The 24,052-nt window shown below is 68.9% G+C and carries 17 protein-coding genes and 6 pseudogenes; 13 read left to right on the top strand and 10 right to left on the bottom strand.

Annotated features, from left to right (window positions below; genetic code table 11):
- Positions 1-139: 139 nt before the first annotated feature.
- Together ACIRPX_RS39500 and ACIRPX_RS39495 are read left to right on the top strand one after the other, a co-directional pair.
- Positions 140-349, top strand: a pseudogene (locus tag ACIRPX_RS39500) (helix-turn-helix domain-containing protein); the annotation flags it as partial.
- A gap of 166 nt (positions 350-515) precedes the next feature.
- Positions 516-617: pseudogene (locus ACIRPX_RS39495) on the top strand (thioredoxin); the annotation flags it as partial.
- 294 nt (positions 618-911) lie between these two features.
- On the opposite strand, the gene ACIRPX_RS39490 reads toward ACIRPX_RS39495, so the two are convergent.
- The 4 genes from ACIRPX_RS39490 to ACIRPX_RS39475 all read right to left on the bottom strand — a co-directional run bounded on the left by ACIRPX_RS39490 (position 912) and on the right by ACIRPX_RS39475 (position 4,538).
- Positions 912-1,844: a hypothetical protein gene (locus ACIRPX_RS39490; RefSeq protein ID WP_404204504.1), complete on the bottom strand. Its 933-nt coding sequence runs from the start codon at positions 1,842-1,844 to the stop codon at positions 912-914.
- Positions 1,845-1,925: 81 nt separating this feature from the next.
- A complete protein-coding gene (locus tag ACIRPX_RS39485; protein WP_404204502.1) occupies positions 1,926-2,114 on the bottom strand; it encodes a YbdD/YjiX family protein in 189 nt (62 codons plus the stop codon).
- Entirely contained in the window at positions 2,111-4,210 is a 2,100-nt protein-coding gene (locus ACIRPX_RS39480) for a carbon starvation CstA family protein (RefSeq protein WP_404204500.1), read from the bottom strand. The genes ACIRPX_RS39485 and ACIRPX_RS39480 overlap by 4 nt, the downstream gene beginning before the upstream one ends.
- A 112-nt stretch (positions 4,211-4,322) precedes the next feature.
- The gene (locus tag ACIRPX_RS39475; protein ID WP_404204498.1) at positions 4,323-4,538 is read right to left on the bottom strand and encodes a DUF3311 domain-containing protein; all 216 of its coding nucleotides are present in this window, start codon (positions 4,536-4,538) and stop codon (positions 4,323-4,325) included.
- Between the two features lie 168 nt (positions 4,539-4,706).
- On the opposite strand from ACIRPX_RS39475, the gene ACIRPX_RS39470 reads away from it, so the two are divergent.
- From ACIRPX_RS39470 to ACIRPX_RS39455, 4 genes are read left to right on the top strand one after another with little or no spacing between them, the layout of a single operon-like run.
- Positions 4,707-6,248, top strand: a complete 1,542-nt coding sequence (locus tag ACIRPX_RS39470; RefSeq protein WP_404204496.1) for a sodium:solute symporter — start codon at positions 4,707-4,709, stop codon at positions 6,246-6,248.
- Positions 6,245-6,832, top strand: coding sequence for an RNA polymerase sigma factor (locus tag ACIRPX_RS39465; RefSeq protein WP_404204494.1), 588 nt, complete (start codon positions 6,245-6,247; stop codon positions 6,830-6,832). Before ACIRPX_RS39470 ends, ACIRPX_RS39465 begins: the two co-directional genes overlap by 4 nt.
- Complete coding sequence (locus ACIRPX_RS39460; RefSeq protein WP_404204492.1) at positions 6,829-7,137, top strand: hypothetical protein; 309 nt, start codon at positions 6,829-6,831, stop codon at positions 7,135-7,137. Before ACIRPX_RS39465 ends, ACIRPX_RS39460 begins: the two co-directional genes overlap by 4 nt.
- A 26-nt stretch (positions 7,138-7,163) precedes the next feature.
- Positions 7,164-7,412 carry a hypothetical protein gene (locus tag ACIRPX_RS39455; RefSeq protein ID WP_404204490.1) on the top strand — a complete coding sequence of 83 codons (249 nt, stop codon included), beginning with the start codon at positions 7,164-7,166 and terminating at the stop codon, positions 7,410-7,412.
- Between the two features lie 24 nt (positions 7,413-7,436).
- Here the strand turns inward: ACIRPX_RS39455 and ACIRPX_RS39450 are convergent, their stop codons facing one another.
- Together ACIRPX_RS39450 and ACIRPX_RS39445 are read right to left on the bottom strand one after the other, a co-directional pair.
- Entirely contained in the window at positions 7,437-7,814 is a 378-nt protein-coding gene (locus ACIRPX_RS39450; protein ID WP_404204488.1) for a toxin Doc, read from the bottom strand.
- On the bottom strand, positions 7,814-8,053 hold the full coding sequence (locus ACIRPX_RS39445; RefSeq protein ID WP_404204486.1) for a hypothetical protein: 240 nt from the start codon (positions 8,051-8,053) through the stop codon (positions 7,814-7,816). The genes ACIRPX_RS39450 and ACIRPX_RS39445 overlap by 1 nt, the downstream gene beginning before the upstream one ends.
- Positions 8,054-8,504: 451 nt before the next feature.
- Here ACIRPX_RS39445 and ACIRPX_RS39440 point away from each other — a divergent pair, with 451 nt between their 5' ends.
- Both ACIRPX_RS39440 and ACIRPX_RS39435 read left to right on the top strand, forming a co-directional pair.
- A complete protein-coding gene (locus ACIRPX_RS39440; RefSeq protein WP_404204518.1) occupies positions 8,505-8,873 on the top strand; it encodes a winged helix-turn-helix transcriptional regulator in 369 nt (122 codons plus the stop codon).
- On the top strand, positions 8,866-9,735 hold the full coding sequence (locus tag ACIRPX_RS39435) for a PhzF family phenazine biosynthesis protein (RefSeq protein ID WP_404204516.1): 870 nt from the start codon (positions 8,866-8,868) through the stop codon (positions 9,733-9,735). Before ACIRPX_RS39440 ends, ACIRPX_RS39435 begins: the two co-directional genes overlap by 8 nt.
- Positions 9,736-11,055: 1,320 nt before the next feature.
- Here the strand turns inward: ACIRPX_RS39435 and ACIRPX_RS39430 are convergent.
- Positions 11,056-14,694 carry a family 78 glycoside hydrolase catalytic domain gene (locus tag ACIRPX_RS39430; RefSeq protein ID WP_404204484.1) on the bottom strand — a complete coding sequence of 1,213 codons (3,639 nt, stop codon included), beginning with the start codon at positions 14,692-14,694 and terminating at the stop codon, positions 11,056-11,058.
- Positions 14,695-15,149: 455 nt separating this feature from the next.
- Positions 15,150-15,823 (bottom strand): annotated as a pseudogene (locus ACIRPX_RS39425) (RNA-guided endonuclease InsQ/TnpB family protein); the annotation flags it as partial.
- A 138-nt stretch (positions 15,824-15,961) separates the two neighbouring features.
- On the opposite strand from ACIRPX_RS39425, the pseudogene ACIRPX_RS39420 reads away from it, so the two are divergent.
- Positions 15,962-16,174 (top strand): annotated as a pseudogene (locus ACIRPX_RS39420) (transposase); the annotation flags it as partial.
- Positions 16,175-16,279: 105 nt separating this feature from the next.
- Here the strand turns inward: ACIRPX_RS39420 and ACIRPX_RS39415 are convergent.
- Together ACIRPX_RS39415 and ACIRPX_RS39410 are read right to left on the bottom strand one after the other, a co-directional pair.
- Positions 16,280-17,725 (bottom strand): annotated as a pseudogene (locus ACIRPX_RS39415) (NF041680 family putative transposase).
- A gap of 348 nt (positions 17,726-18,073) precedes the next feature.
- Positions 18,074-19,069: an Lrp/AsnC family transcriptional regulator gene (locus tag ACIRPX_RS39410; RefSeq protein ID WP_404204482.1), complete on the bottom strand. Its 996-nt coding sequence runs from the start codon at positions 19,067-19,069 to the stop codon at positions 18,074-18,076.
- A gap of 308 nt (positions 19,070-19,377) precedes the next feature.
- Between ACIRPX_RS39410 and ACIRPX_RS39405 the strand changes: the two genes are divergently transcribed.
- The 4 genes and pseudogenes from ACIRPX_RS39405 to ACIRPX_RS39390 form a co-directional block, all read left to right on the top strand.
- Positions 19,378-20,283 carry an MBL fold metallo-hydrolase gene (locus ACIRPX_RS39405; RefSeq protein WP_404204480.1) on the top strand — a complete coding sequence of 302 codons (906 nt, stop codon included), beginning with the start codon at positions 19,378-19,380 and terminating at the stop codon, positions 20,281-20,283.
- The gene (locus tag ACIRPX_RS39400; RefSeq protein WP_404204478.1) at positions 20,280-21,800 is read left to right on the top strand and encodes a carboxylesterase/lipase family protein; all 1,521 of its coding nucleotides are present in this window, start codon (positions 20,280-20,282) and stop codon (positions 21,798-21,800) included. Before ACIRPX_RS39405 ends, ACIRPX_RS39400 begins: the two co-directional genes overlap by 4 nt.
- Positions 21,801-21,832: 32 nt before the next feature.
- Positions 21,833-22,249: a RidA family protein gene (locus ACIRPX_RS39395; RefSeq protein WP_404204476.1), complete on the top strand. Its 417-nt coding sequence runs from the start codon at positions 21,833-21,835 to the stop codon at positions 22,247-22,249.
- Positions 22,250-22,874: 625 nt separating this feature from the next.
- Positions 22,875-23,936 (top strand): annotated as a pseudogene (locus tag ACIRPX_RS39390) (IS701 family transposase); the annotation flags it as partial.
- Between the last annotated feature and the right edge of the window lie 116 nt (positions 23,937-24,052).

The raw sequence follows: 24,052 nt of genomic DNA, 5'->3' as shown, positions 1-24,052 counted from the left end.
CGGATCAACGTGCTGTTCGCGATGCTCCGCGACGGCACCTTCTACGAACCCCGAACCCCACGCCTCGCTTGACGAAAGACATAGAGGCACCCCCCGAATCGGGAAGACTGGAACTCGACCGGAACGGCGCCGAGTTGCCGTACCTGTCGCGACCGCACGGCGGCTGGAGGAGACGTTGCGGGAACGGCTGCTGCACCAGGGAAGGCGGGACGAGGTGGCGGCGGCGTTGTTCGTCCATCCCCAGACCGTCCGGTACCGGATGTCGCAGCTGCGGGGGCTGTTTCCGGATCTCGCATCGCCGCACCGGGCCCTTGAACTGACGCTGGCGGTCGGTCTTCGGGTCAGCTGACGCGTTCTTCGACCGTCCAGGACCGCGTCCGCGAGCGGTCCAGGAATCGTGCCTCGTCCTCGGTGCCGCCACGCTGTTACTACCTATAGGTGCCCTGCACGCAGACGCCGGAGACGCTGAAGCACCTCACCGAGGATCACCTGAGCGCTCGGTACGGGGGCGCATCGGGACATGGCCCAAGATGATCGAGCCCTGCCGGGTGATGAACCTCGTCGTGGGTGGCATCGCCGACAACTACACGGGCCGCCTGACGGCCCTCCGCGCCGACAGATCACCGGAGCCCCGTCCTGCGTCCTGCTGCCGTGGTTGTGTGTTGTTCGATTCGGAGGGCGGTGGCTTCGACTCCGCGCGTTCGCAGAAGTTGACCGCACCATCAAGCGGCGAGCGGCGGGCGTGAAGCTGATCGACTACGCCCGGCCGTGCAGTACCAGCCCGTCCGCTGGCGCCGCCAGACGACCGCAGGCCCTGCCGGGGCGCGCTCGTATCCGGCCTTCGCCCGCATCCTGTGCGTCCTCACCGCTGCCTCCCGAAGCAAGCTGGAGAACCGGATGAGTGATGGCCTTCAGTGTCCGAGACGGTCGCGCCAGTACAGGAACGCGCGCTCCGTTTCGGGCAGCAGTTCCCACGGGTGCAGTGTCATGTGGCGGCCGATGCGCCGGAACACGGCCGCGGCCTCGGCCGGGCGGTGGATGCGGACGAGGCCGAAGGCGAGAATGTTGAGGTCGGCGACGGCCTCCGCGTGCGGTGCGGTGGCAGCGGAGAACCAGTCGGACAGGGCCGATGCCACCTCGTCGGCAGCCCGCGGTTCGTGCCAGTGGCTCTCGGCCCCGAGGGGCATCAACTGCTGCCGGTGCGCGACGAGTTCGACTCGGGCCGCGACGGGGAGCAGGGCGAGCGGCGATCCGTGGGGTGCTCGGTCCGCGGCCTGCCGGGCGAAGTCCAGCATACCGAGGACCGTGCCGTGACCGCGCGGGGACAGATAGCGCAGCAGCTGGTGGTAGGCCGTGCGCAGCCGGGGGGCGCGGGTGACGGCCTCGCTCCACACCGGGACCGCGTCGCCCGGCGGGACCGCGAAGGAGTGCATCAGCTGCAGCAGTGCCAGCCACGGAGTGGGGTCCTGCGGGCAGCACTCGGCCGCCCGCAGGCACGCCCGCTCGGCCTCCCGGGCGGCGCCCGGTCCTTCGCCCGCGGCCCGGACCGCACCCGCCCAGGCCCGCAGTGCCAGGGCGTTCCCGTCGCCGGGCCGGTCGGCGGACCACCGGTCGCCGACCGAGGGCGGCAGGTTACGGGCCAGCACGGCGACCCGGTGCACCCGGCGGTCCCAGTCCCGTCCCGTGGCATTCAGCAGGTCGGCCACCGGCCCCCAGGGCGGACGCGTGCGGCCCGCGCCCAGACCGTGGAGCTGCCGGCCTGGACGGAGTTCGTCCAGGATCGAGTGCAGGGCGTGGTCGTCGAGTTCGGGGCGGATCAGCAGGGCTGAGCGGCGTCTGAGCATCTGGGTCCCGGTCTCGTGTGACGGGCGGGCGCACGGTCGGCGCGCCCGCCGCGGGGGGGCCTGCCGGCGGCAGGCCCCCGGTCAGCAGCAGCGGCCTTGCGGATGGGCCTCCCGGTGCAGCGTGCGCAGCACCTGGTATTCGCGGCGGGTCGGAAGCGGCGCGAGCGGGTGGTGGCGCCGGTGGCGCTCGCAGTAGCGGTCGTACTCGGCCTCCCCGGTCAGCTCGCGCAGGTACCAGCCGACCGCGCGTATCCACCGTCTGGCGTTCACGACCGGACCTCCACCAGCGGCTCACTGATCCGCTCGGGCACGTCGATGCGGGACTCGACGTACGGCGCCTCGGTGGTCATCGATGTGTCGGGCGACGGTACGGCCCGTACGCACACCACCGCGGCATTCGCGATCACGACGGCGACCAACAGCAGGAACAGCGAGATCAGCACGCCGTCGACGGTGGAGTTGGTGACCACGGTGTGCATGTCGTCGAGGGTCTTGGCGGGCGGGAGCACCTGCCCCGCGTCGAGGGCGTCGGCGTACTTGGCGCGCTGGGCGAAGAAGCCGACCTTGGGGTCGCCGGAGAAGATCTTCTGCCAGCCCGCGGTGAAGGTGACGACGGTGACGAAGGCGAGCGGGACGCCGGTGACCCAGGCCCAGCGCAGCCGGCCGGACTTGATCAGGACAGTCGTGCAGACCGCGAGGGCCACGGCGGCCAGGAGCTGGTTGGCGATACCGAAGAGCGGGAAGAGCTGGTTGATTCCGCCGAGCGGGTCGGTGGCGCCGGAGTAGAGGAAGTAGCCCCAGGCCGCGACGACCAGGCCGCTGCACAGCCAGATCCCCGGCTTCCAGTGGACCCGGCCGATCGGCTTCCACACGTTGCCGAGCATGTCCTGGAGCATGAAGCGTCCGACCCGGGTGCCCGCGTCGACCGTGGTCAGGATGAACAGCGCCTCGAACATGATCGCGAAGTGGTACCAGAAGGCCTTCATCGCGGTGCCGCCGAAGACGCCGGAAAAGATCTCCGACATGCTGACCGCGAGGGTCGGGGCATCGCCGGAGCGGGCGATCAGGGTCTGCTCCTCCACCGCGCTCGGCGCGTGGGTGAGCTGGTCGGGGGTGACGGTGAAGCCGAGGCCGGCCACGGCGTGGGACGCGGACTCGGCCGTCGTGCCGAGCAGTCCGGCGGGTGCGTTCATCGCGTAGAACAGGCCCGGCTCCAGGGCCGCGGCGGCGATCAGCGCCATCACCGCGACGAACGACTCCATCAGCATGGCGCCGTAGCCGATCATCCGGACCTGGGACTCCTTCTGGATCAGCTTCGGCGTCGTGCCGGAGGAGACCAGGGCATGGAAGCCGGACAGGGCGCCGCAGGCGATGGTGATGAACAGGAACGGGAAGAGTGCGCCGGCGAAGACCGGGCCCGTGCCCGAGGTGGCGAACTTTCTGACGGCGTCCGCGTGCAGGACGGGAGCGGCCACGACGACGCCGATCGCGAGCAGCGCGATGGTGCCGACCTTCATGAAGGTGGAGAGGTAGTCGCGCGGGGCCAGGAGCATCCACACCGGGAGCACGGAGGCGACGAAGCCGTAGCCGACGAGGCAGAAGACGAGGCTGGTCGGGCTGAGGGTGAAGGCGGACGCGAGCGAGGAGTCCTGGACCCAGCTGCCAACGATGATCGCCAGCAGGAGCAGCACCACGCCGACAATGCTGGTCTCGACGACCCGGCCCGGCCGGATCCGGTGCATCCACAGGCCCATGAACAGGGCGATGGGGATGGTCATCGCGACGGAGAAGGTACCCCACGGGGAATGCGCGAGGGCGTTGACGACGACCAGGGCCAGCACACCGAGCAGAATGATCATGATCGCGAACACCGCGATCAGGGCCGCGGCGCCGCCCGCCCGGCCGATCTCCTCCCGTGCCATCTGCCCGAGCGACCTGCCGTCCCGCCGCATGGACAGGAACAGGACCACCATGTCCTGCACCGCTCCCGCGAAGATCACCCCGGCGACGATCCAGAGGGTGCCCGGCAGGTATCCCATCTGGGCCGCGAGGACCGGCCCCACCAGCGGTCCGGCTCCGGCGATGGCAGCGAAGTGGTGGCCCAGCAGCACCCGGCGGTCCGTGGGGTGGAAGTCGACGCCGTCCTCCAGGCGTTCGGCAGGAGTCGCCCGGCGGTCATCCGGCCTGAGCACCCGGCGTGCGATCAAGCGGGAGTAGAAACGGTAGGCGATGGCGTACGAGCCCAGGGCGGCGACGACCAGCCAGACCGCGGAGATCCTCTCGCCGCGCGCGAGGGCGAGGACGCCCCAGGCGACGGCGCCGAGCAGGGCGACGGTGGTCCAGAGCAGGATCGACCGTAGGGACATACGTGACTTATCGGGCGCCTGAGGATCGGCTTCGGGCAGGGCTGTTGCGGGCATGGCGGCTCCTCACCGGAAACGGTGTGACAACAAACAGGTCAGGAAGAGGAAGAGAGAGTCAGCGGCGATGTCGCTCCGTCAGCGCGTACGCGGCGAGCAGGCACAGGCCGCACCCCGGCACCCAGGCGAGCTGGTACCAGAAGAAGAACGGCGTGCCCGCCAGCCGCGGCTCGGCTCCGGCGTACCAGGGGACCCACAGCAGGCCTGCGGCGGGCGCGAGGAGCAGTACGGCGATCGCGACGCACCGCAGCCGGTGATGACCGATCCGTGCCATGACCTGCGCTCCTCTCCCGCTCGCTGTCGGTCTGTGCAAGAGTTGCCCACCCCCCGGAACCGGTTGACAGCGCATTTCAGGGAAATTTCCCGCCGGTTCCCTGTCATCCGTTCACGGGGCACGCGCAACTCTTGCGCGAGGGTTCAGGCACACCAAGGACGGTGCCCCATGGCCGACGGCGCCACGACCGCGACGTTCCTCGCCGTGATCGGCGGGGCGTCGCTGCTCGCCGTGACCGCGCGACGCCTGCACGCCAGCGACCGGCTGCCGTCCCTGGAAGGCTGGGCGCTGGCCGACCGCAGCCTGGGCCCGGTGTGGACCTGGTTCCTGCTCGGCGGCACGATCTTCACCGCGTACACCTTCACCGCCGTACCTGGACTGGCGTACGGCAACGGTGCACCCGCCTTCTTCGCGGTGCCGTACACGGTGATCGTCTGCCCGATCGCCTTCGTGCTGCTGAGCCGGCTGTGGGAGGTGGCCCGCCGGCACGGCTACGTCACCGCCGCCGACTTCGTGCGCGGACGATACGGATCGCCCTCGCTGGCCCTGGTGGTGGCGCTGACCGGAATCCTGGCGACGATGCCCTACCTGGCGCTCCAACTGCTCGGCATACGGGCGGTACTGACAGCCGGGGGCGTCTATCCGCGGAGTGCGGCCGGGGACCTGGTGATGGTGGCGCTGTTCGCGGGGCTCGCGGTGGCCACCTACCGGCACGGGCTGCGGGCACCGACGGTCATCTCCGCGCTCAAGGCGGTCGCCGTCTTCGTCTCGCTCACCGCGGTCACCTGGCTGGTCCTGGAGCGGATCGGCGGGCCGGGCAGAGTGTTCGACGGAGCCGCCCAGAAGCTCGGTACGCCGGCGCTGCTCCTCTCCCCCGCCCAGCAGCCCGCCTACGCCACCCTCGCCCTCGGCTCCGCGCTCGCCCTGCTGATGTACCCGCACGTGCTCACGGCCGGGTTCGCCGCCGACGGACCGCGCACCCTGCGCAAGGTCTCCGTGGCGCTGCCCGCCTGGACCGGGCTCCTCGCGCTGTTCGGGTTCCTCGGCATCGCGGCCCTCGCGACGGGCGTGCGCGCGCCGAAGGGCGGCGCCGAGGCCGCCGTTCCGATGCTGGTCGACCGGCTGATGCCCGGCCCGCTGGCCGGGCTGGTCTTCGGCGCGATCACCGTGGGGGCGCTGGTCCCCGCGGCGGTCATGTCGATCGCCGCCGCCACCAGCTTCGTACGCAACGTGTATGTCGAGTACGTGCATCCGACCGCCACGCCCAAGCGGCAGGTGCGCATCGCCAAGGCGGTCTCGCTGACCGCGAAGCTGGGGGCAGCGGCGTTCGTGTTCGGGCTGCGCGACCAGGACGCGATCAACCTCCAGTTGCTCGGCGGGGTCTGGATCCTGCAGATCTTCCCGGCCGTGGCCGTCGGCCTGTTCACCGGGCGGCTGCATCCTCGGGCGCTGCTCTCCGGATGGGGCGTGGGCATGGCCTCGGGCACCTACCTGGTCGTACGCGAGGGTTTCTCGTCCATCGTGCCGCTCGGCTCCGGCCCGCTGGAGACCTACGCCGGCCTGGCCGCACTGCTGCTCAACCTGATCGTGGCGGCGGCCGGCACCGCCGTTGCCGAACGTCTCGGCGCCCCGCGCGGCGCCGACCTCACCGACCTGCCGTCCCGCCTGAGCGTCAGGCGGAGCCCGGAGACGGGAGCGATCCGACCGTGAGACGCAGACAACCGACTCCCGCGCCGGAGCCGCAGGTCGGGCTGGCGGGCGAGACGCTCGCGCCCGCGCTGCCCGACCCGGCCGAACTGGAACGCGAGGCCACACTCGCCCGGCTCTTCGAGCTGCACTACTCCTCGATGCTGCGCCTGGCCGTGCTGCTGGGCGCGGACGATCCGGAGAACGTCGTGGCCGAGACGTACTACCAGATCTACCGCAAGTGGCGGCGCCTGAGGGACGTCGAAGCAGCGGAGGCGTATCTGCGCTCCACGGTCTGCAATCTGACCCGGATGCGGATACGTCACCTCCAGGTCGCCCGCAAGCACGTGGAGAACCCGCCCGTCCTGCCGGACGAGTCCGTCGCCTCCGCCGAGAGCACGGCGCTGCTCCGCGACGACCAGCGGGTCCTCATCGACGCACTGCAGCAACTCCCGTCCCGGCAGCGCGAGACGCTCGTGCTGCGGCACTGGCTCGGGCTGAAGGAGAACGAGATCGCCGCCGCGATGGGGATCTCCTCCGGGTCGGTGAAGACCCACACCGCACGCGGCATCGCGGCACTGACCCATGCGATGGAGGCCCGGCGATGACGCAGCGAGACGCGACTCCGTCGCGTGACACCGATCCGGACCGCACCGAACGGGAACTGAGCGAGGCCCTCGCCGCGCTCGCCGACGGAGTGCGGGCCGCCCCCGACGCCTACCGCACGGCACGCGGCGAATGGCTGCGGCGCGAACACCGGCGCCGGCTGGTGCTCGCCGCCCTGATCGCCGTCGTCTTCACGCTGGCCACGCTGATCGGCCTGTGGGTACTCAACCAGACACCGTCGCACCAGGGCGTAATCTTCTCGACGACCACGGTCAGTCACACGTCACTTCCCCGGCCCCACCCCTGATCGCAGGCAGTGCGCACAGCAGGGCAGTGGAAAATCCGACGGAAACGCCACGAGCGGCCCACTGGTTCGGCCTGCTCACCGACAAGCTCACTCGCCGAGGCGTCCACACCCCGGCGAAAGCGCTGAAGGACGACATCAGAGCCTGGATCGACTCATGGAACGAGAACCCCAGACCCTTCACCTGGACCAAGACCGCCGACAAGATCCTCAAATCCCTCGCCGACTACCTCACCAAGGTCACTCCTCCAACCAGCGATAACCCGCAACAGATTTAAGCCCGTGATTTCAGGCGCAGCACACTAGATCCTCCAGGACCGCAGTTGGCCGGCGACCTCCGGAACACGCAAGCGGGCGTCCCGGATCTTCCGCACGAGATCGGACAGGGCGCCGTAAGGCGGGTCAATGCCTTCGCCGGATTGGTCCATGTACTGGGCCGCCACGAAGGCGGCGTACAGACTGTTGCGGTGTGGAAGCGGCTCGAGTCGCACGATGGTGTGCATGAGTGCGGCCGCGCGCCAGGCGGCGTCCGGATCGGCGGTTTCGAGGGTGGGCAGCTTCGTCTTGTGCCGGGCCACGGCCGCGACCAGGGCGGAGTAGTCGGCAACCGACATGTCGTCGGTACCGAGGGCGGCCTCCTGGACGTCGAGGAGCCAGGAAACGTCGATGTGCAGGTGCATCAGGCGACCGCAGCTCCGCCGGGGCGTTCGGAGGGCGGTACCTCGTCAGGGAAGGCGCCGTCGAACTCCTCGCGCAACCGTTCGGCCCACGCGCTCGCACCCGCAACGAACTGCCGGCGCTGCATCTCGCGGACGCCGAGGTCGTGCAGGTACTGCTTGAGGCTCTTGCCCTCGGCGGCTGCGGCCGCGCGGACACCTTCGAGTTCCTCATCGGTGAAGGACACGTTCAGGGATGGCATACCACGACGGTACCAAGTAGGTGCCTGATACGCGAGGCGCTTCTCACACGCAGCAACGCACATGCCGGACGTGATCGTCGAGCTGGTCCGCATGCGCTGGTGGACCCAGACGCGGGCGATCCTCGACGGCGACGTCGACATCGGTTTCGTGCGGCTGCCCCTCGGCTCGGAGCGGCTGAGCGTGCTGCCGCTGTACCGGGACAGCTCAGCGTGGTCCTGCCGGCCGGTCATCCGCTGGCGGTCGAGGACGCGACGGACCTCGCGGCGGTCCTGGACGAACCGCCGCTGCAGCACGCCGACGCCGAGCCGAACTGCTCGACCGCCTGGAACGGCGACCGCCCAAGTCGTTGCCAACGGCATCGTCAAACGTCCTGACCCGCAACAGCTAGTGCTTCTATTTTCGAATCACTATGCTGCTTCGAGAAGCGAAGCGCAAAGAGGAGCGGGGAACATGGGAGGCGGAACGCCGCGGCCCGGCGTACCGGTGCGGGGGTCCGCATCGGGACGCCCGGTCATGGCCGCACTCGATCTGCTGGGACGGCGTTGGACGCTGCGCATCCTGTGGGAGCTGAGTCAAGCGCCGGGCGGTTTCCGTGAGTTGCAGCGCCGGTGCGAGCGCATGTCCTCCAGTGTGCTCAGCACCCGGCTCGGCGAGCTGACCGATGCCCGTCTGCTTACTCTGCGCGAGGACGGATATCACCTCACTCAGCTCGGCGGGGACCTTGTCGACGCCCTCCAACCGCTGGATGCGTGGAGCCAGCGGTGGGTGGAGGAAACGGACGCCGGTCCGCCACAAGGATCCCGGCACTGCGATGAGTAGATACGGTCTGCCCGTCACGATCGTCCGCGCGTGTCTGCGCGACAGCCACGGCGGTAGTCCCACCGCGGTGCTGATCGAGGCGCCGTTGAGCGACGATGAGCGCCGTCGTGTGCCGGTTCTGATGGGAACGTCGCATGCCGTCTTCGTGTCGGTGCACGACAGCCGACGGGGCGGTCCGGTCATTTCCCTCCGCTTCTTCACCGCCGAGGGAGAACTGCCTGCGTGCGGTCATGGGACGGTCGCCGCTCTGGCCTTCATGGCCGAGCGCGCCGAAGGCCGGGAGTATCGAGCCACCATCCATGCGGCAGGGCGTGTCTTCCCTGGTTGGTCCGTACGGGAGAAGACGCATGTCAATGCCGCCTTCGACCCCGGTCCTGTAGACCTCCGCGGGCCCACAGCGATCGAGTGCGACCTTGTCGTGTCCGCACTCGGTGTCACCTCGGGCACACTCGCTCCCGGTGCCCGCGTCGCCTCAGTGGGGCGGTCGCGGCTGCTGGTTCCCCTTACTACGCGGTCCGCTCTTACCACCCTCAGTCCGGACTTCGAACGGCTCCGTGCCGCCTGCGACCGTCTCGGTTTCCTGGGCTGCTACGCCTACTCGGTGCCGACGCCCACCGGCCGCGTCGCGGCCCGGATGTTCGCCCCGTCGATCGGCGTCGCGGAAGACATCGCCAACGCCAACAGCACCGCCTGCCTCGCTGCGCACCTGGCCGGCCAGGGCATCAGCGACATCGCAGTCGACATGGGTGACTCGCTCGGCAGTCCCTCCACGATCACCGCCACCACGCAACTCGACGCGTCGGGGCTGCGGGTCCTCTTGGGCGGCGCCGCGGATGTCACACGCAGCATCCGCATGCCATAGCCGGCCCGATGCTCATCAGCGGCCGGCACCCGAGCGCGTGTCCGGTCGTACATCATCGGGGACCACTTCCGTTCCGCCTCAAGGCGCCCTTGGCCTTCTCGACGGCCTGCTTCAGGCTTCCGGAAACGCGGTCGGCCCTGCCCCGGCGTTGCAGCCGCCGGTTGCGGGTGACCCGGCGTGCGGTCGGGGCCCTGAAAGGCGCGGCGCCCAGCAACGGATGGTCGGTGATCGCGGACATCGTGCGAACCCGTCTCCGGACCCCTGTGCGTGCGCAGTTGCCCGGTGCCGTTGCTCACCAGGAACGACACCGGTATCGGGACCGGTGCGCGAAAGGCTCCCGACGACCCCACGCTACTCCCCGAACAGGCCGAACGGACAGCTCCCGGCCGTCGCCTCACTCGCGCCGACGGTCCGCCCCGGGGAGCAGCCGACCTCCAGCCATGACCACGCCGCTTCCGCCGCCCGCGTCGTGTCCACGACGAGTTCACGTGCGGCGAACAGCGCCCGCCGGCCAACCCGTAAAACACTTGTCGCTCAGGCTGCTGGCCCTCCCGGCGGTACTCGGGCCATGCCAGCAGCACCAGGACGGGGGCCGCCGGCAGGCAGCGGTGCGCCGAGGTCGTACCCGCGTCCACACCGGACAACTCGATGCAGACTGCGACCCGGACAGTGAGAGCTCATCGGCTGCCTGGCCCCAGCAGGCGCCGTTCCGGAGGCTGGCTGCCTGCGGGTGATCGGGAGCCGTTTCTGTACGTGCCACGGAGCGGACTCCTCACCACGGGTGCGCAGACAGGCCCGGGTACCGGTGCACCGGCCACCCATACGAGAGAGGCTTCCGACCACCGGCGCCGGACACAAAGACCGTCGTAGCAGTCCGCAGGAAGCCGCCGGTGACGTCAGCTGGCGGGCCACCCTCGGCCACCTCCCGATGCTTGGCCCGGCGGCCCATCGGCACGCCGGTCTCGGCAAGTTCGGCCAGGTCGCCAGGTCGCCAGGTCGCCAGGTCGCCAGGTCGCCAGGTCGCCAGGTCGACCCTGTCGGGCGAGGCCACGTCGGTGTCGACCTTGCCGGACGCCACCACGCTGACGCGGACGTCCCCTTATCTGCGGAGCGATGGACTCTTGTGTGCAGGGCGACGGACAAGGCGTCAGTCCACACGCTCCGGCCGGATGCCCGCCAGGATGCCGCATGTCGGGGGCCCGGGATCGGGCGCCCCGTCCTGCGACAGGACGTCCCCCTCTTCGTGTCGTGGGCGCAGCCGAATCGCCCGGGCAGCCGCCGTACGGGGCGCGTCACCCTTCTCGGTGTGAAGGGCGGATGTCAGCGCGCGGCAGTGAAGGTGTACTGACCGGCCGGAAGGTAGTACGTCGCCGCACCGGCCGGGACCGCCTCGGCGGGTGCAGCGATCGACTGCGGTTGCGATGTGGGTACGGTGACGGCCGCATGGGCGCCGGTGGGCACGGTGACGTGCAATGTCAGTTGCCCCGCGGAGACCGACCACGCGCTCCGCGCCATACCGAAGAGGGTTTCGTACGTGCTGGCGGCCGAGGTCAGGCCGCCGCCGGGTCGCGGTGCGATGCGCAAGGAGGCGTAGCCGGGGCTGCCTGGGCCGAGCCCGCCGACGTGGCGGTAGAGGAAGTCGCCGACCGAGCCGAGACCGTAGTGGTTGAAGGAGTTCATCCCCGGGTCGTTGAAGGAGCCGTCGGTGCGGATACCGTCCCAGCGCTCCCAGATCGTGGTGGCGCCTTGGTCGATCATGTAGCCCCAGCCGGGGAATCCGCGCTGCAACAGGATCTGGTATGCGGTCTGCACATGACCGTGGGCGGCCAGCACGGGCAGGAGGTTCTCCACGCCGAGGAATCCGACACTGAGGTGCCCGTTTGTCGCGGCGACCTTGGCCGCCAGTTTGTCCGCGGCCGGCTGGACCAGGGAGGCGGGCAGCAACTCGAAGGCCAGAGCCAGCACATAGCCGGTCTGGGTGTTGCCGCTGACTGTGCCGTCGGCCGCGACGAAACGACCGGTGAAGGCCTCGGCCACCTGGTCGGCGAGTTGCCCGTACGACGTGGCCTGTGCCGCGCGGCCGGTGGCGGCCGCCATGCGGGAGACCAAGCGTGCCGACCATGCGAAGAAGGCCGTGCAGATGAGGTTCTGGGCCGTGTTGTCGTTGACGTTGAGCCAGTCGCCGAAGGTCTGCTGATCGCGGATCAGGTCGGTGCCCGCGGTGCTGCGGAGATAGTCGACCCATTTCGCGATCGCGGGGAAGTGCTGGTCGACCAGGTGGAGATCGCCGTAACGCTGCCACAGGGTGTACGGGATGATCGTGCCCGCGTCTCCCCAGCCGGCGGTGCCGGAACCGCTGATCACTGCGGGCGCGACGTCGGTGAAGGCGCCGTTGGGCTGCTGGGCGTCCATGAGGTCGTCGACGAACTTGGCGAGGAAGGCGTGGGTGTCGAGGTTGAAGGTGGAGGTGGCGCAGAAGGCGGCGATGTCTCCGGTCCAGCCCAGGCGCTCGTCCCGCTGGGGGCAGTCGGTCGGTATCGAGAGCATGTTGCTGCGTTCGCCCCACACGATGTTGTGCTGCAGTTGGTTGATCAGTGGATCCGACGTGCTGAAGGTGCCTGGCTGCGCGGCATCGGTCCACACCGCACGACCGGTGAGGGTGTCCTTGTCGGGGGTGAAGTCGGTGGGCAGGCCGGTGACTTCGACGTAGCGGTATCCGTGGACGGTGAACCGGGGCTCGTAGGTCTCGGTTCGGCCGGTGCCGGCGAGGGTGAATCGGTCGGTGGCCTGAGCGGAGCGCAGGTTGGTCGTGTAGAGCGTGCCATCGGGGTTGAGGACCTCGCCGTGGCGGAGGGTGACGGTGGTGCCGGCGGCACCGGTCAGGGCGATGCGGTTCCAGCCGGTGAAGTTCTGCCCCATGTCGAAGATCCACACTCCGGTCTGCGGCTGGGTGATCGCCGCAGGCCGGAACTCGCGCTGGACGGTGACACCGTTGTCGACCTGGGCGACGAGGTGCGGAGTTGCCTCGCCGGAGACGGCCGCGGTGGCCCATCCGCTGTCGTCGAAGCCGGCGCCGTCCCAGCCGCTGATGTCCAGGCGCGCGTCGAAGGTCTCGCCGTGATACAGGTCGTCCGCCCTGATCGCACCCGTGTTGACCTTCCAGGTGCCGTCCGTCGTGACCAGTTGGGTGCTGCCGTCGGTGAACGTGATGAGCAGCTGCGCGGAGTACCACGGCTGCGAGCCGTACTTCTGGCTCCCTGCGAAGCCGAGGCTGCCGGAGTACCAGCCGTTTCCCAGCCAGGCGGCAAGGGCGTTGCCGCCGGGCCGTATCTGCGCGGTGACGTCGAAGACCTTGTACTGCAGGCGCTTGCCGTAGTCGGTCCAGCCGGGGGCCAGGACGTCGCTGCCGACCTTTCTGCCGTTGAGCCGGGTCTCGTGGAGGCCCAGCGCGGTGGTCAGCAGCCGCGCGGAGGCCACCTTTCGACGGACGGTGAAGGTTTTGCGCAAGAGCGGAGCGGGCTTGACGACGTGCACGTTGGCCCCCCACGGTCCGCTGCCGTAGGGCGCGACCACGCGTGCCGCGGGCCAGTCGCTGTCGTCGAAGCCAGGCGTGTTCCAGCCGGTCGGCGCGTCCTTGTACGACTTCCACGACGTGTCGGTCACGACGGTCGGGCCGTCGGCTACGGTCAGCTTGGCGATCATTGCGGCCGGGGAATCAGTCGTGTTCTGCGTGGCAATCGCGATGGTGTTGCTGCCACTGGCGAGATGGGCGGTGATGTCGACGAGGGCGGCGCTCTTCCACGAGTCGGCCACCCGCGGTGACGTGCTCACCTGGGTGCCGTTGACCCACACGTCCGCGGTGTCGTCCCCCGTGACCACCAGGGTCGCGCCGGCGGAGGGCCCCGTCAGCGTGAAGGTGCGGCGGAAGTAGCGGGTCTCGACAGGGAGTCCCGCCGCGGGGTCGCCCTCCGGGTACCAGATCCAGGCGGCCCCTGTCAGGTCCGGAGTCGCGGGTTGGCCGATGAACGCGGCACGCCACTCCTCGGCCGGTGCCGGCAGACCGGTCTCGAACCACTGCGGCGCACTCCATGCGCCCGCCCGGCCCTGGGTGTCCCAGACACGGACGCGCCAGTGGTAACGCGTCAGGCCGGCGAGGCCGGGACCGCCGTAGGCGATGGCGAGCTGCTGCCCGGAGGTGACACGGCCGCTGTCCCAGACGTCTCCGGTTCCCGCGCGCGTGGAGGAGACCTGGATCCGGTAGGCGGCCTGGCGCTCCTGTCGCGCCGTCGAGTCGAGCTTCCAGGCGAACCGCGGCCGTGTGGCGTCGACACCCATGGGTCTGGTGCGGTGCTCGACCGTGCATTCGGCCACCCTCAAGGGCGACGCGCCCGCGAGTTCCGGAACGCCGACCCTGCGATACCAGGGAGCGATCCCGTAGACGCCCCGATCGAGGGCGGCGGACCAGCCGTCCTCGGCGAAGGATGCCTGCTCCCAGCCTTCCGGCACATCCTTTCCCGCCGACCAACTACCGTCGGTGGACAAGTCGGTCGTGCCGCCGGTGGTACGGACGCGCAGATGACCGATGACCCCGGCGTGGCCGCCCGTGCTCCTGCTCGCCAACGCAATGACGTTGGTGCCCGGCACCACGGCCGGCCTGAGATCGACATAGAGCGCGCTGCGCCAGGAGTCGGCGACTCTGGGGGATCCGGCCAGAGGCTGTCCGTTGAGCCACACATCCACCGTGTCGTCACCTGTGACGACGAACTGCGCGTCCGTCACCTCGCCTTGGGAGACGTCGAACTCCTTGCGGAAGTAGCGGTACCCGGCGGGTGCGCCGGTTCGCCGATCCCCGTCCGGGTGCCAGATCCAGCGAGCCTGGGACAGATCGACGGGCTTGGCACGCGCCGTTTCTACGGCCGCCGCTGCCTGGCCACCGAACGCGCCGACAGTTCCCGCCACTGCGGCACCGGCGACCAGCGCCGAGCCCACGCCCAGCAGGCGGCGCCGACTGAGTGGCGGCTGATCATGCAGGGGGGACGAGTTGTGATCGGGGGGTGTTGTCTGACTTGCCAATGGAGTACTCCCTCACACGGGGCGGGCGGAGCGGGACGACTTGGCTGCGCGACGAACACGAACGCCGTAGTGAAACGATTCAAACCTTCAATGCGGGTGCACCGTATGAGAGTTGTGCAACTACCGTCAATAGGTGCGTCGTCAGTTCAGGAGCGTGAATTCGGTGCCGCCGTGCACCTCCGGTCACAGCGCCCCGGGTTTCGCCGACCGTGTGGGACTTCCGACGGGGCGGTCCGGGCTGAGGCTCTCCCTCCCGGCCGGAGATGACGAGGCGACGCCGATCCATGACCCACACGCTTGACGCCTCCACCCTGTGAACGGGGTGAATTCCTGGCTCGCGTTGCCTGCGGCCCCGGCGAGCGCGCAGGTCTTACACGATCAGCACCAGCCGGGTTGCAGACCAGCCCGGACCAGCATCATGCGGGCTGAGTTCCTGTCCCGGGACAGGACGACTCCGCAGCGGTGCAGGCATAGGTTCGTTCGGAAAGAGGAAGTGCGTGCTTGGTTCTCGCGTCGCACTGTGCACAGTCCATCGTGGTGTGCGCGGGTTCACCAGGTGGACGTTGCGCCCGTGCTTGCGGGCCATCTCCAGCAGGGCCCGCTTCGTGGCACCGATCGCCGCATCGGTGACCTTGCGGGTCATCGTGGACTTCGCCAGGAACTTCGGCCGGAAGTCCTCCACGGCCAAGACGTCATGATCTCGCACCACACGCTTGGCCCACTTGCGGGCGGTGTCCTGCCGCTGCCGGGCCCCCTTGCCGTGCAGCTTCGCGGCCCGCCGCTTCGCCTCTCGATAGCCCCTCGATGCAGGCCGCCCCTTCGCAGGGCAGCGCCGCGCCGTCATCCGCTGATAGCGGGCCAGCTTCTGCGCGGCGGCGCGGCCATGTTGTGGGTGGGGAAGGTCGTGGGTGTCGGATGTGGTGGTGGCGATCTCCCTGACGCCCCAGTCGATCCCGATCATCCGGCCCGTTTTGGGCAGGTGCCGGCTCTCTGCAGCGACGACGAAGGAAGCCCACCCATTGCACCAGCACCGATCCTCCAGCCGAACTCCGTTGTGGACGGCGGCAGATAAGCACATCCACAACAACGCAGACCGGCCCTCACGGAGTCGTGCAGGACATGATGGATGCCCTTCGGGCGACTCCAGATAACGATCGAGAGCGTGAACGCCCGCATCCGCAAGGCGGTCCGGGCCCGCGGGCACTTCCCGAACGAGGCCGCCGCGTTGAAGTGCGTCTACATGGCGCTGATGAGCCTGGACCCGACCGGCAAGGGCCGCCGCCGCTGGACGATGCGCTGGAAGGCGCCCCTTAACGCCTTCCAGATCGCCTTCGAAGGACGCCTCACCCCCACCACCAGCCACTGAACCTCAACAACCAAGATCAGCCGTTGACTGGACACACCCCCGTCGACCATGCTGCCGCACCGGGAAACTCCAAGATCCCCGACAGAGTCAAGTTTAGCTTGATATTTAACATTGCTCCCGTTTTGCGTGGAGATGTTCTGTTCGAGTTTCGAGGCGCTTCACGGTCTTCCCGGGCTCGTAGCGAGTAGCCGGTCTGCGGTTTCGTGAGCCAAGAGGTCGCCCTGGTCCGGGTCTTGAGGGTTTCGGCACGGCTGCGGGGCGGGCGGTGGTGGCGCGGATGTGTCTGAACCCCCGGCGGACCCGGGCGGGGGTGAGCCGGTGTGCCGGGCGTGGTCTTTCCCAGGGACGGCGGAGGTCCTCGGCGAGGGGCGGGCGAGACGGAGCTGGGTGTGAACGGTGATGATCAGCCACGTCCATAGGTCGGCGACGGCCGGGTCGCGGACCTTCGGCGTGGTCCAGCCCAGGGTCTGTTTCCAGAACCTGAAGGTGTGTTCAAGATCGAACCTGCGCAAGAACGCCTGCCAGCGCACGTCGATGTCCGTGCCGGTCATGCCGGTGCGCGAGGACCACAGCCAGACCGGCTTCGGATCGTGGTCGCCCGGTAGGTGGTCGACCTTCAGGCGGATCAACGTGCCGTGGATCAACGGGAGTTCACCCTCGTGGTCGAGCCAGGGGCCGCGGGCCTGCAGCCGGGGGTGCATCCGGTCCCAGGCCAGGGTCTCGGCCCTGCCGTAGCGGGTGGTGTCGCTTGTTGTGGTGGTGTCGGGTGTGTGCCAGGAGTCCGGCTTGGCGAAGGTAAGGACGCCGCCGTGTTTGCGCGGCTGCCCGCCGCGCGGCCCGGAGCGGCGGGGGCCGGCGTCGCGGAGCATGACCCGGTCCGAGCGCAGCCGGCCGACGAGTTCGACGGGCAGGTCGGACAGGAGGTGGGCGAGGCGGCAGACGTCGTAGCCGGCGTCCGTCACGATCAGGACGTCCGGCATCCAGGGCTGCCAGTGCCCGGCCCGTTGGAGGCGCACGAGGACTTCCCGGAGCTGGGCGGCGGTCACGGCGATGGCGTCGTCGGCCGGGCCCAGCCGGATCGCGTCCAGCACCGCCGTCCAGGAGGTCCGTCCTGTCTCCAGGGCGGCGACGATCGAGTACGGCCAGCCCGGGATCATCTGGTCCGCGCTGCGGCCACGTCCGTAGACGTGGCAGAACAGCAGGTCCGGGCTGGTGGGGGCGTCCGGGCGCAGCCAGTTGCTCACGTCGACCGCGAGGACGATCCGTCCGTCGGCGGCCCTCGGCAGCGGGGTGGAGGCCAGCAGCCGGCGCAGCCGTCGGCTCCAGCCAGCCGTTGTTCAACGCGCCGTACATCGCGCCGTGCCCGCGCGGATGCTCGGCGAGCAGCGTGAGTTCGGGCAGCGAGACCACCGGACCGTCCGCACATGGCACGGCGTCCGTCAGGTCGAAGAGCGCGTCCGCGCGGGAGTGGAGGCAGTCGTAGAACTCAACCCGAAAGCGGGACAAGATACCCAACGCGTCACCTGCGGGCGCGTCGACGGGGACACTCATGGGCAGCGGCCGTTCTCTCGTGCTTCGTTACTCGACATCTCGAAGCGTGGAGAACGGCCGTCTCCACTGTCCCCGGAAGAACCGCAGATCAGCAGGTCGGGTGACCTGCGAGGTTAAACACCAAGCTCACATTCGGTGGTGACAGAGCGTCATCGCTGGTGTGCCTGGTCCGAGCTCCGAGGAGAGCAGTCGCGGACACGTCGTCGAGCGGACTGTGCACGGTGGCAACGGTCGTTTCACCCATGTGGTCTGGGGGTGTTACTGCCAGCCACGGCAGCTACTTACGGCTACCACCGAAAGTGAGACAGAGCCGTTAGATTTACACTCCCGGCCTTGGCACTAGCCTGGTCAGGCTTCCGGGCGGGAGGTGTGGCGCGGGATCCAGTAGCGCTTGAAGACGTCGAGTTGGAGGGAGCACTCGACAGAGGTGATCTCCTCTCCGCCATCGAAGTCAGCGGTCAGGAAGTCGGCGAGCTGCCGTTCGTCGCGAAAGACGCCGACGTAGGTGAGCATCGCCGTCTTTCCGGTCAGAGCGAGGAACCGGGTGGCATCGTGCTTGGTCAGTGATGCGGTGAGCCGGTTCACCGCGTTTGGTCGACAGGCGATGTCCAGCACGGCCTCGATCTGGTAGCCGAGTAGTCGGGGGTCCACCTCCACCCTGGGCCGGAGCAGGCCGGAGTCGAGCATCGGGCCGACCATGCGGCGGGCTCGGGATTCGGTGATGCCGAGCGCGCGGGCGATGTACGAGTAGGCCAGCCTGGCATCGTTGCGCAGGAGGTCCACGGCGGCGCGTTCCAGGTCGCTGAGGTGATCAACGAATTCCGCGGCGGTGGCGTCAGGAGTGATCGCGTGTGCGCTGAGAGCGGCGAGCTGGGCGGGCTCAAGGCGCGGCAGACGCCAGGCCGCCGTGCTGGTGAGGCGTCGTAGCACCCATGCGGTACGCAGGAGGCGGATGCCCTCGATCTCGGGCAGGCTGGTGGTCACGGCGGTGGCGGTGGCGGCCCGAGTGCTGCCGTGCAGCATGCAGAAGACGTCACCGGAGCCAGCGGTCGTCGCGACGAAAGGGGTGTCGGAGCGGTTGGCGAGTCGTCTCGCTACCTTGGCGGCCTGCCCGGGCTCCGTCTGGATCCACACGTTGACCGGCATCCCCTCGGCCAGCAGCGACCAGTCCACCTCGCAGATCACGGACAGGACGCCAGCGTCGACCAGTCGCGTGTAACGGCGGGTGACCGTCCGTGCCGAGCTGTCGAGGGCGCGGGCAAGAACGTCGAGGGGAGCGCGGGGGGCGTGCTGCAGCGCCGCGATCAGATCAAGGTCCATCGGATCGAGCTCGATGTCCACCATTCGGGCACCACCCTTGTCCGCTCGCACTACACGTGGCTCCTCGGCCGCTGCAACTCGGCCCGCTTGGCCGTGCCGCGCAGGAATCCGGCATTCAGAGCTGCGAGGCGACGGGATCCAGCGATTCTATCTGAAGACTCTCGGAATGGACGAGCTTCACCAGTAGCTGCTGACTGGATCAGGCGATTCGGCGCTCTTGTTTGCATGAATTAGGCAAGTCGTGCATCCTGATGGCGGGAAGGTGACGCCTTGGGCGCGGCTGTGCATGGTTGCCGCGTGTCCGGCGTGAACGGCGCACGGAAAGGTCCGGTATGCATTCGATCACTTTGGGTGACGTCAGCGTGGCGAGAGTCATCGAGTACGAGGGGACTACCCGCCCTCCTGAGGCGATGTTCGCCGATGTCACGCCCCAGGCATGGGAGCAGCACCGGCCCTGGCTCGCTCCGGACTACTGGGACGTGGACGCCGGGCTTCTGCGGTCCTGCGTCCAGACATGGGTGCTGCGCAGCGGCGGGGCGACGATATTGATCGACACTGGCGCCGGCGACGCCAAGGAGCGGCCCGTCGCGCCGGCCTTCCACCAACTGAACACTGGCTATCTGTCACGGCTGAAGGCCGCGGGTGTGGAGCCCGAGGACGTCGATGTGGTCGTCAACACGCACCTTCACGCGGACCACGTCGGTTGGAACACCCGCCTGGTGGACGGCCGATGGCGACCCACCTTCCCGAACGCCCAGTACCTGTTTCCGCGTGCGGACTACGAGTTCTGGAATCCTGCGAACTCCTACCAGCCCCGCATGGCGGCGGTGAACCAGAACGTCTTCGAGGACAGCGTGGCCCCGGTCGTAGAGGCCGGGCAGGCCGTGCTGTGGGACGAGTCGCATGTGATCGACGCGCACCTGCGCCTGATCGCAGCTCCCGGGCACACCCCCGGCTCGTCCGTGGTGGAGTTGGCGTCCGGCACCGACCGGGCGGTGTTCGTCGGCGATCTGCTGCACAACCCGGTACAGGTGGCCGAACCCGACTGCAACAGTTGCTTCTGCGAGGATGAGGAGGCCGCACGTGCCTCCCGCCGCGGGCTGCTCGGCCGGGCCGCCGACGAGGGCCGACTGGTCTTCCCAGCACATCTGCGCGGTCCACGGCCCGCGATGGTGGTGCGGCGGTCGGGCAGCAAGTTCTCCGTCCACTCGTGGGCGTCACTGAAGGCGGCGGAATGAGCGACGAGAGTTCCCCGGAGACGCGCATCGCGACCGGGCGGATCCGGGGCGTGGCGCGCCCGGGCCATCAGTTCTTCACCGGCATTCCCTACGCCGCCGCCCCAACCGGTCCCGGCCGCTTCGCGTCCCCCGCCCCCGTGGCACCGTGGGACGGGGTACGGGATGCCACCAGACCCGGACCGACATCACCCGCACCACAGCGTGGTGGGTTCGGGGGCATGGACCTGAGGCCGGTCTTGGGTGACGGCTGGGCGCGGGGCGAGGACTATCTGACGGTCACCGTCACCACTCCGGACGTCGCGGCACGCGGACTTCCGGTCCTCGTCTTCGTCCACGGCGGCGGCTTCGTCTCCGGTACCGGGCAGGCGGAACTCCACGACGGTGCCGCCTTCGCACGCGACGGGGTCGTACTCGTCACCCTCAACTACCGTCTGGGAGTGGCCGGGTGGCTGGACATACCCGGCGCTCCGGCCAACCGGGGACTGCTCGATGTGATCGCTGCCCTGACCTGGGTGGCCGAGAACATCCATGCCTTCGGCGGCGATCCGGACCGTGTGACGGTCGCGGGCCAGTCGGCGGGGGCGATGATCGTGGCTGCCCTGCTCGCCGCCCCGCAGGCAGACGGCCTTTTCCACCGCGCGATCAGCCAGAGCGGCAGCGGCCTGTGTGCCTTCGCCCCGGAGCAGGCATCCTGGGTCACCCGCTCGGTATGTGGCGCGCTCGGTGTTCCCGCGACGGCGGAAGCCCTCTCCGCGACCGACGACGACCGTCTGGTGGCCGTCCTCGCCGAGGTCCCGCCCGTCGACCACGCGGCACACGGCCACCGCGACACGTCATTGGGCAACGGCCTGTTCAAACCGGTGATCGACGGTGTACTGCTCGACCAGCAGCCTGCGCTCGTACTCGAGCGCGTGACGAAGGCCGGTGCAACCTCCCGAGGACCGGTGGCGAAGGATCTGCTCATCGGTACGAACTCGGAAGAGGCCAACCTCTACTTCGTGCCCAATGGTTCGGGCCGTGAACTGACCAAGGCCGATCTCTTGGCCGCGGCCGCCCGACGCCACGCGGAACCGGAAGCCCTGGTGGCCCGCTACCACGCACGCTTCCCCGATGCGTCCGCCGCAACGTTGGCGGCGCGACTGATCACCGACGTGTATGCGGAAAGCAGCCGGGCGCTGGCCGATGCCCATGCCGGCCGTCCCGGTTCGCGCACCTACGCATACGAGTTCGGCTGGCGCTCCACCGCCTTCGACGACGCCCTCGGAGCCTGCCACTGCGTTGAGCTCCCGTTCGTCTTCGACCGTACCGAGATCGCCGCGCTGCACGGCGAGCACGCACTGCTCGGCCCAGACCGACCCGCGCACTCCATCGCCTCGCGCATGCACGCGTCGTGGGTGTCCTTTGTGGAGCACGGCGACCCCGGCTGGGAGCCGTACAACAGCAGGAGCCGGGCGACCATGCACATCGACGAGGAATGGCAGCTTGCCCACGAGGCGGACCACACCGCTGCCCGCTGACGACCCACATCGCACACACTGTGGAGCCTTCCATGACCCATCAGAACCCCGCAGGCACCGCCCTCCGCACCGATGACGCCCCACTCACGCCGCGGTACTTCTCCCAGGGCGTGCGCAAGGGTCCCGTCCTCCAGATCTCCGGTCAAGGAGCACTGGACCACGCCACCGGTGAGGTACTCCACCGGGACAGCGTCACAGAACAGACGACCCGCGCCCTGGAGAACGTCAACGCCATACTCGCCGCAGGCGGGGCGTCCGTCGCGGACGTGGTGATGCTCCGCGTCTACCTGACCAGTCGCGAAGACTACGGTGCCATGAACGAGGCGTACGAGCGTTTTGTGGACCAGCATCTCGGAGAGGGGCCCAAGCCGTGCCGGACCACTGTGTTCGTCGACCTTCCCCTGGACGGCATGCTGGTCGAAATCGATGCTCAAGCAGTGGTCGACTGAACGCACGCCGACAAGGCGTCACGAGCGGCAGACGAAGGGTGGCGTTGGTGCGGTTCAGAACCGTGCTTCTTCCGAGGGAGCTCCAGCGTCCCCGTCTTCGCCAGTGCCCTTTGCGCCTTGTCCGGTCTGTATGCGCCACAACCTGGTGTACGCCGGTCGTCACGCGACCGTACTGGGACGGCACACCGTTGCCTGGCCGCTCCCCTGGTGGGCTCCATCGGCCGGGCCGCTCTGGTCGGCCTTCACCCGCCACGAACGTGTTCTTCGGGTCCGACAGGTACAGCGCGACAGCGTCCGCCTTGAACTCCGCCGAATACACCTTCATCACCATGCGTGACATCTCTTCCTCTGGACCCTCAAGGTCCAGTGTCCAAGGTGTCCACGCTCAGGGGGAAAGGCCCCACTGTCAATCCCCTGGTTCAGAGCTTGGTCATGGTCCTCGATCGTTTCCTTCTGATGAGGCTGTTCGGGTATGCCGGCCTGCGGGATGCTGAGGTATGGAGCGGCAGTTAGTCGATGAACTCGACGTGGATCTGGCCGAGTTCACCGTCGATATCTTCAAGTACCTCGCCTATGCGGGGCAGCGGGGCCATGGCCGGCAGTACCTGCGCGCCTCCTTCTCGATGGCAGGCGCAAGTCGGTCGAGCCCATGGCCGAGCGCCTGGGGGTGCCCCGACAGAATCTGGGGCATTTCATCGGCCAGTCTCCGTGGGATTACTGCGAGGTCATGCGCCGGGTCGCGGCCCGTGCCTGCGCAGTGCTACGGCCGTCTGCCTGGCTGATCGATGACCATCCCCTTGTCCGCTACGGGCATCACACGGCCGGCGCGAACTTCCAGCACTGCGGCGAACGCGGCCAGCACCTGTGCCAGGTCGGCGTGTCGGTGCACGCGGTCTCAAAGCGTGGCTCTTCGCCACTGCACTGGCGGCTGTTCCTGCCGCAGAACTGGGCCGAGGACCGCGACCGCTGCGCCAGGGCAGGGGTACCCGAGGCGGTCGGGCACCATACCAAGCAGACGCTCGCCCTGGACCTGGTCGACGAACTCGCCACCTGGGGACTGACCCCGCCGCTGGTCATCGCCGACAGCGACTACGGCAACAACGTCGCCTTCCGCACGGGCCTGACGTCTCGCGGGATCTCCTGGCTGGTGGCGGTCACCGGGGACACGATCGTGCTGCCCTCCACTGGCGCACCGGTGACCGCATGGTCTCGCAGACGCCCCAGCATCCATGTCAACGACGTCGCCGCCGAACACCGCTACCAGGCCCGGCGTTTCGTCTATCGACCCAAGACCTCAGAACACCCCTCCCGATCCGGCTGGTTCGTCGCGGTCCCCGTGCACATCGCGGGCATCATCGAGCGCGCTCACATCGCCGAGCACACCAGCGACCGACTGTTGCCCGAACGCACCCTGCTCATCCAGTGGAAACGCAAGTGCGGAGGGGACGTCTTCCGCTCCTGGATCACCGACCTGCCCCCGGACACACCGCTGTCAGTCCTGGTCCGACACGCGACAAGCCGCTGGGCCATCGAGACCAACTACCGGGAGATGGAGCAGGCCCTCGGCCTGGGCGACTACGAAGGCCGTACCTATGTGGGCTTTCACCATCACGTCACCCTCGTCAGTGCCGCCCACCTCTTCTGCCTGGAACAGCGTCTGCACCCACGAGACAGGGGCACGGCCTGAACCTGTACCAGGTCGTGTCCCTGCTCCAGACGGCGCTGATCGCCACCCTCTGGCGATGCCCAGCCTGTCACCGGGCTCCACCCAAACTGACCCTGCCCGATCGAGGACCATGACCA

It is taken from the genome of Streptomyces sp. NPDC101225, from assembly GCF_044767585.1.
Lineage (GTDB): Bacteria > Actinomycetota > Actinomycetes > Streptomycetales > Streptomycetaceae > Streptomyces.
This window is presented reverse-complemented; position numbering and strand designations above follow the sequence as displayed.

Bases quoted from the DNA above. Each gene is read 5' to 3' on its own strand.
- ACIRPX_RS39445 (WP_404204486.1), bottom strand. From the start codon at position 8,053: ATGCCATCCCTGAACGTGTCCTTCACCGATGAGGAACTCGAAGGTGTC.
- ACIRPX_RS39475 (WP_404204498.1), bottom strand. From the start codon at position 4,538: ATGGCACGGATCGGTCATCACCGGCTGCGGTGCGTCGCGATCGCCGTA.
- ACIRPX_RS39435 (WP_404204516.1), top strand. From the start codon at position 8,866: ATGAGTAGATACGGTCTGCCCGTCACGATCGTCCGCGCGTGTCTGCGC.
- ACIRPX_RS39460 (WP_404204492.1), top strand. From the start codon at position 6,829: ATGACGCAGCGAGACGCGACTCCGTCGCGTGACACCGATCCGGACCGC.
- ACIRPX_RS39440 (WP_404204518.1), top strand. From the start codon at position 8,505: ATGGGAGGCGGAACGCCGCGGCCCGGCGTACCGGTGCGGGGGTCCGCA.
- ACIRPX_RS39480 (WP_404204500.1), bottom strand. From the start codon at position 4,210: ATGTCCCTACGGTCGATCCTGCTCTGGACCACCGTCGCCCTGCTCGGC.
- ACIRPX_RS39405 (WP_404204480.1), top strand. From the start codon at position 19,378: ATGCATTCGATCACTTTGGGTGACGTCAGCGTGGCGAGAGTCATCGAG.
- ACIRPX_RS39410 (WP_404204482.1), bottom strand. From the start codon at position 19,069: ATGGTGGACATCGAGCTCGATCCGATGGACCTTGATCTGATCGCGGCG.
- ACIRPX_RS39395 (WP_404204476.1), top strand. From the start codon at position 21,833: ATGACCCATCAGAACCCCGCAGGCACCGCCCTCCGCACCGATGACGCC.
- ACIRPX_RS39470 (WP_404204496.1), top strand. From the start codon at position 4,707: ATGGCCGACGGCGCCACGACCGCGACGTTCCTCGCCGTGATCGGCGGG.
- ACIRPX_RS39450 (WP_404204488.1), bottom strand. From the start codon at position 7,814: ATGCACCTGCACATCGACGTTTCCTGGCTCCTCGACGTCCAGGAGGCC.
- ACIRPX_RS39490 (WP_404204504.1), bottom strand. From the start codon at position 1,844: ATGCTCAGACGCCGCTCAGCCCTGCTGATCCGCCCCGAACTCGACGAC.
- ACIRPX_RS39400 (WP_404204478.1), top strand. From the start codon at position 20,280: ATGAGCGACGAGAGTTCCCCGGAGACGCGCATCGCGACCGGGCGGATC.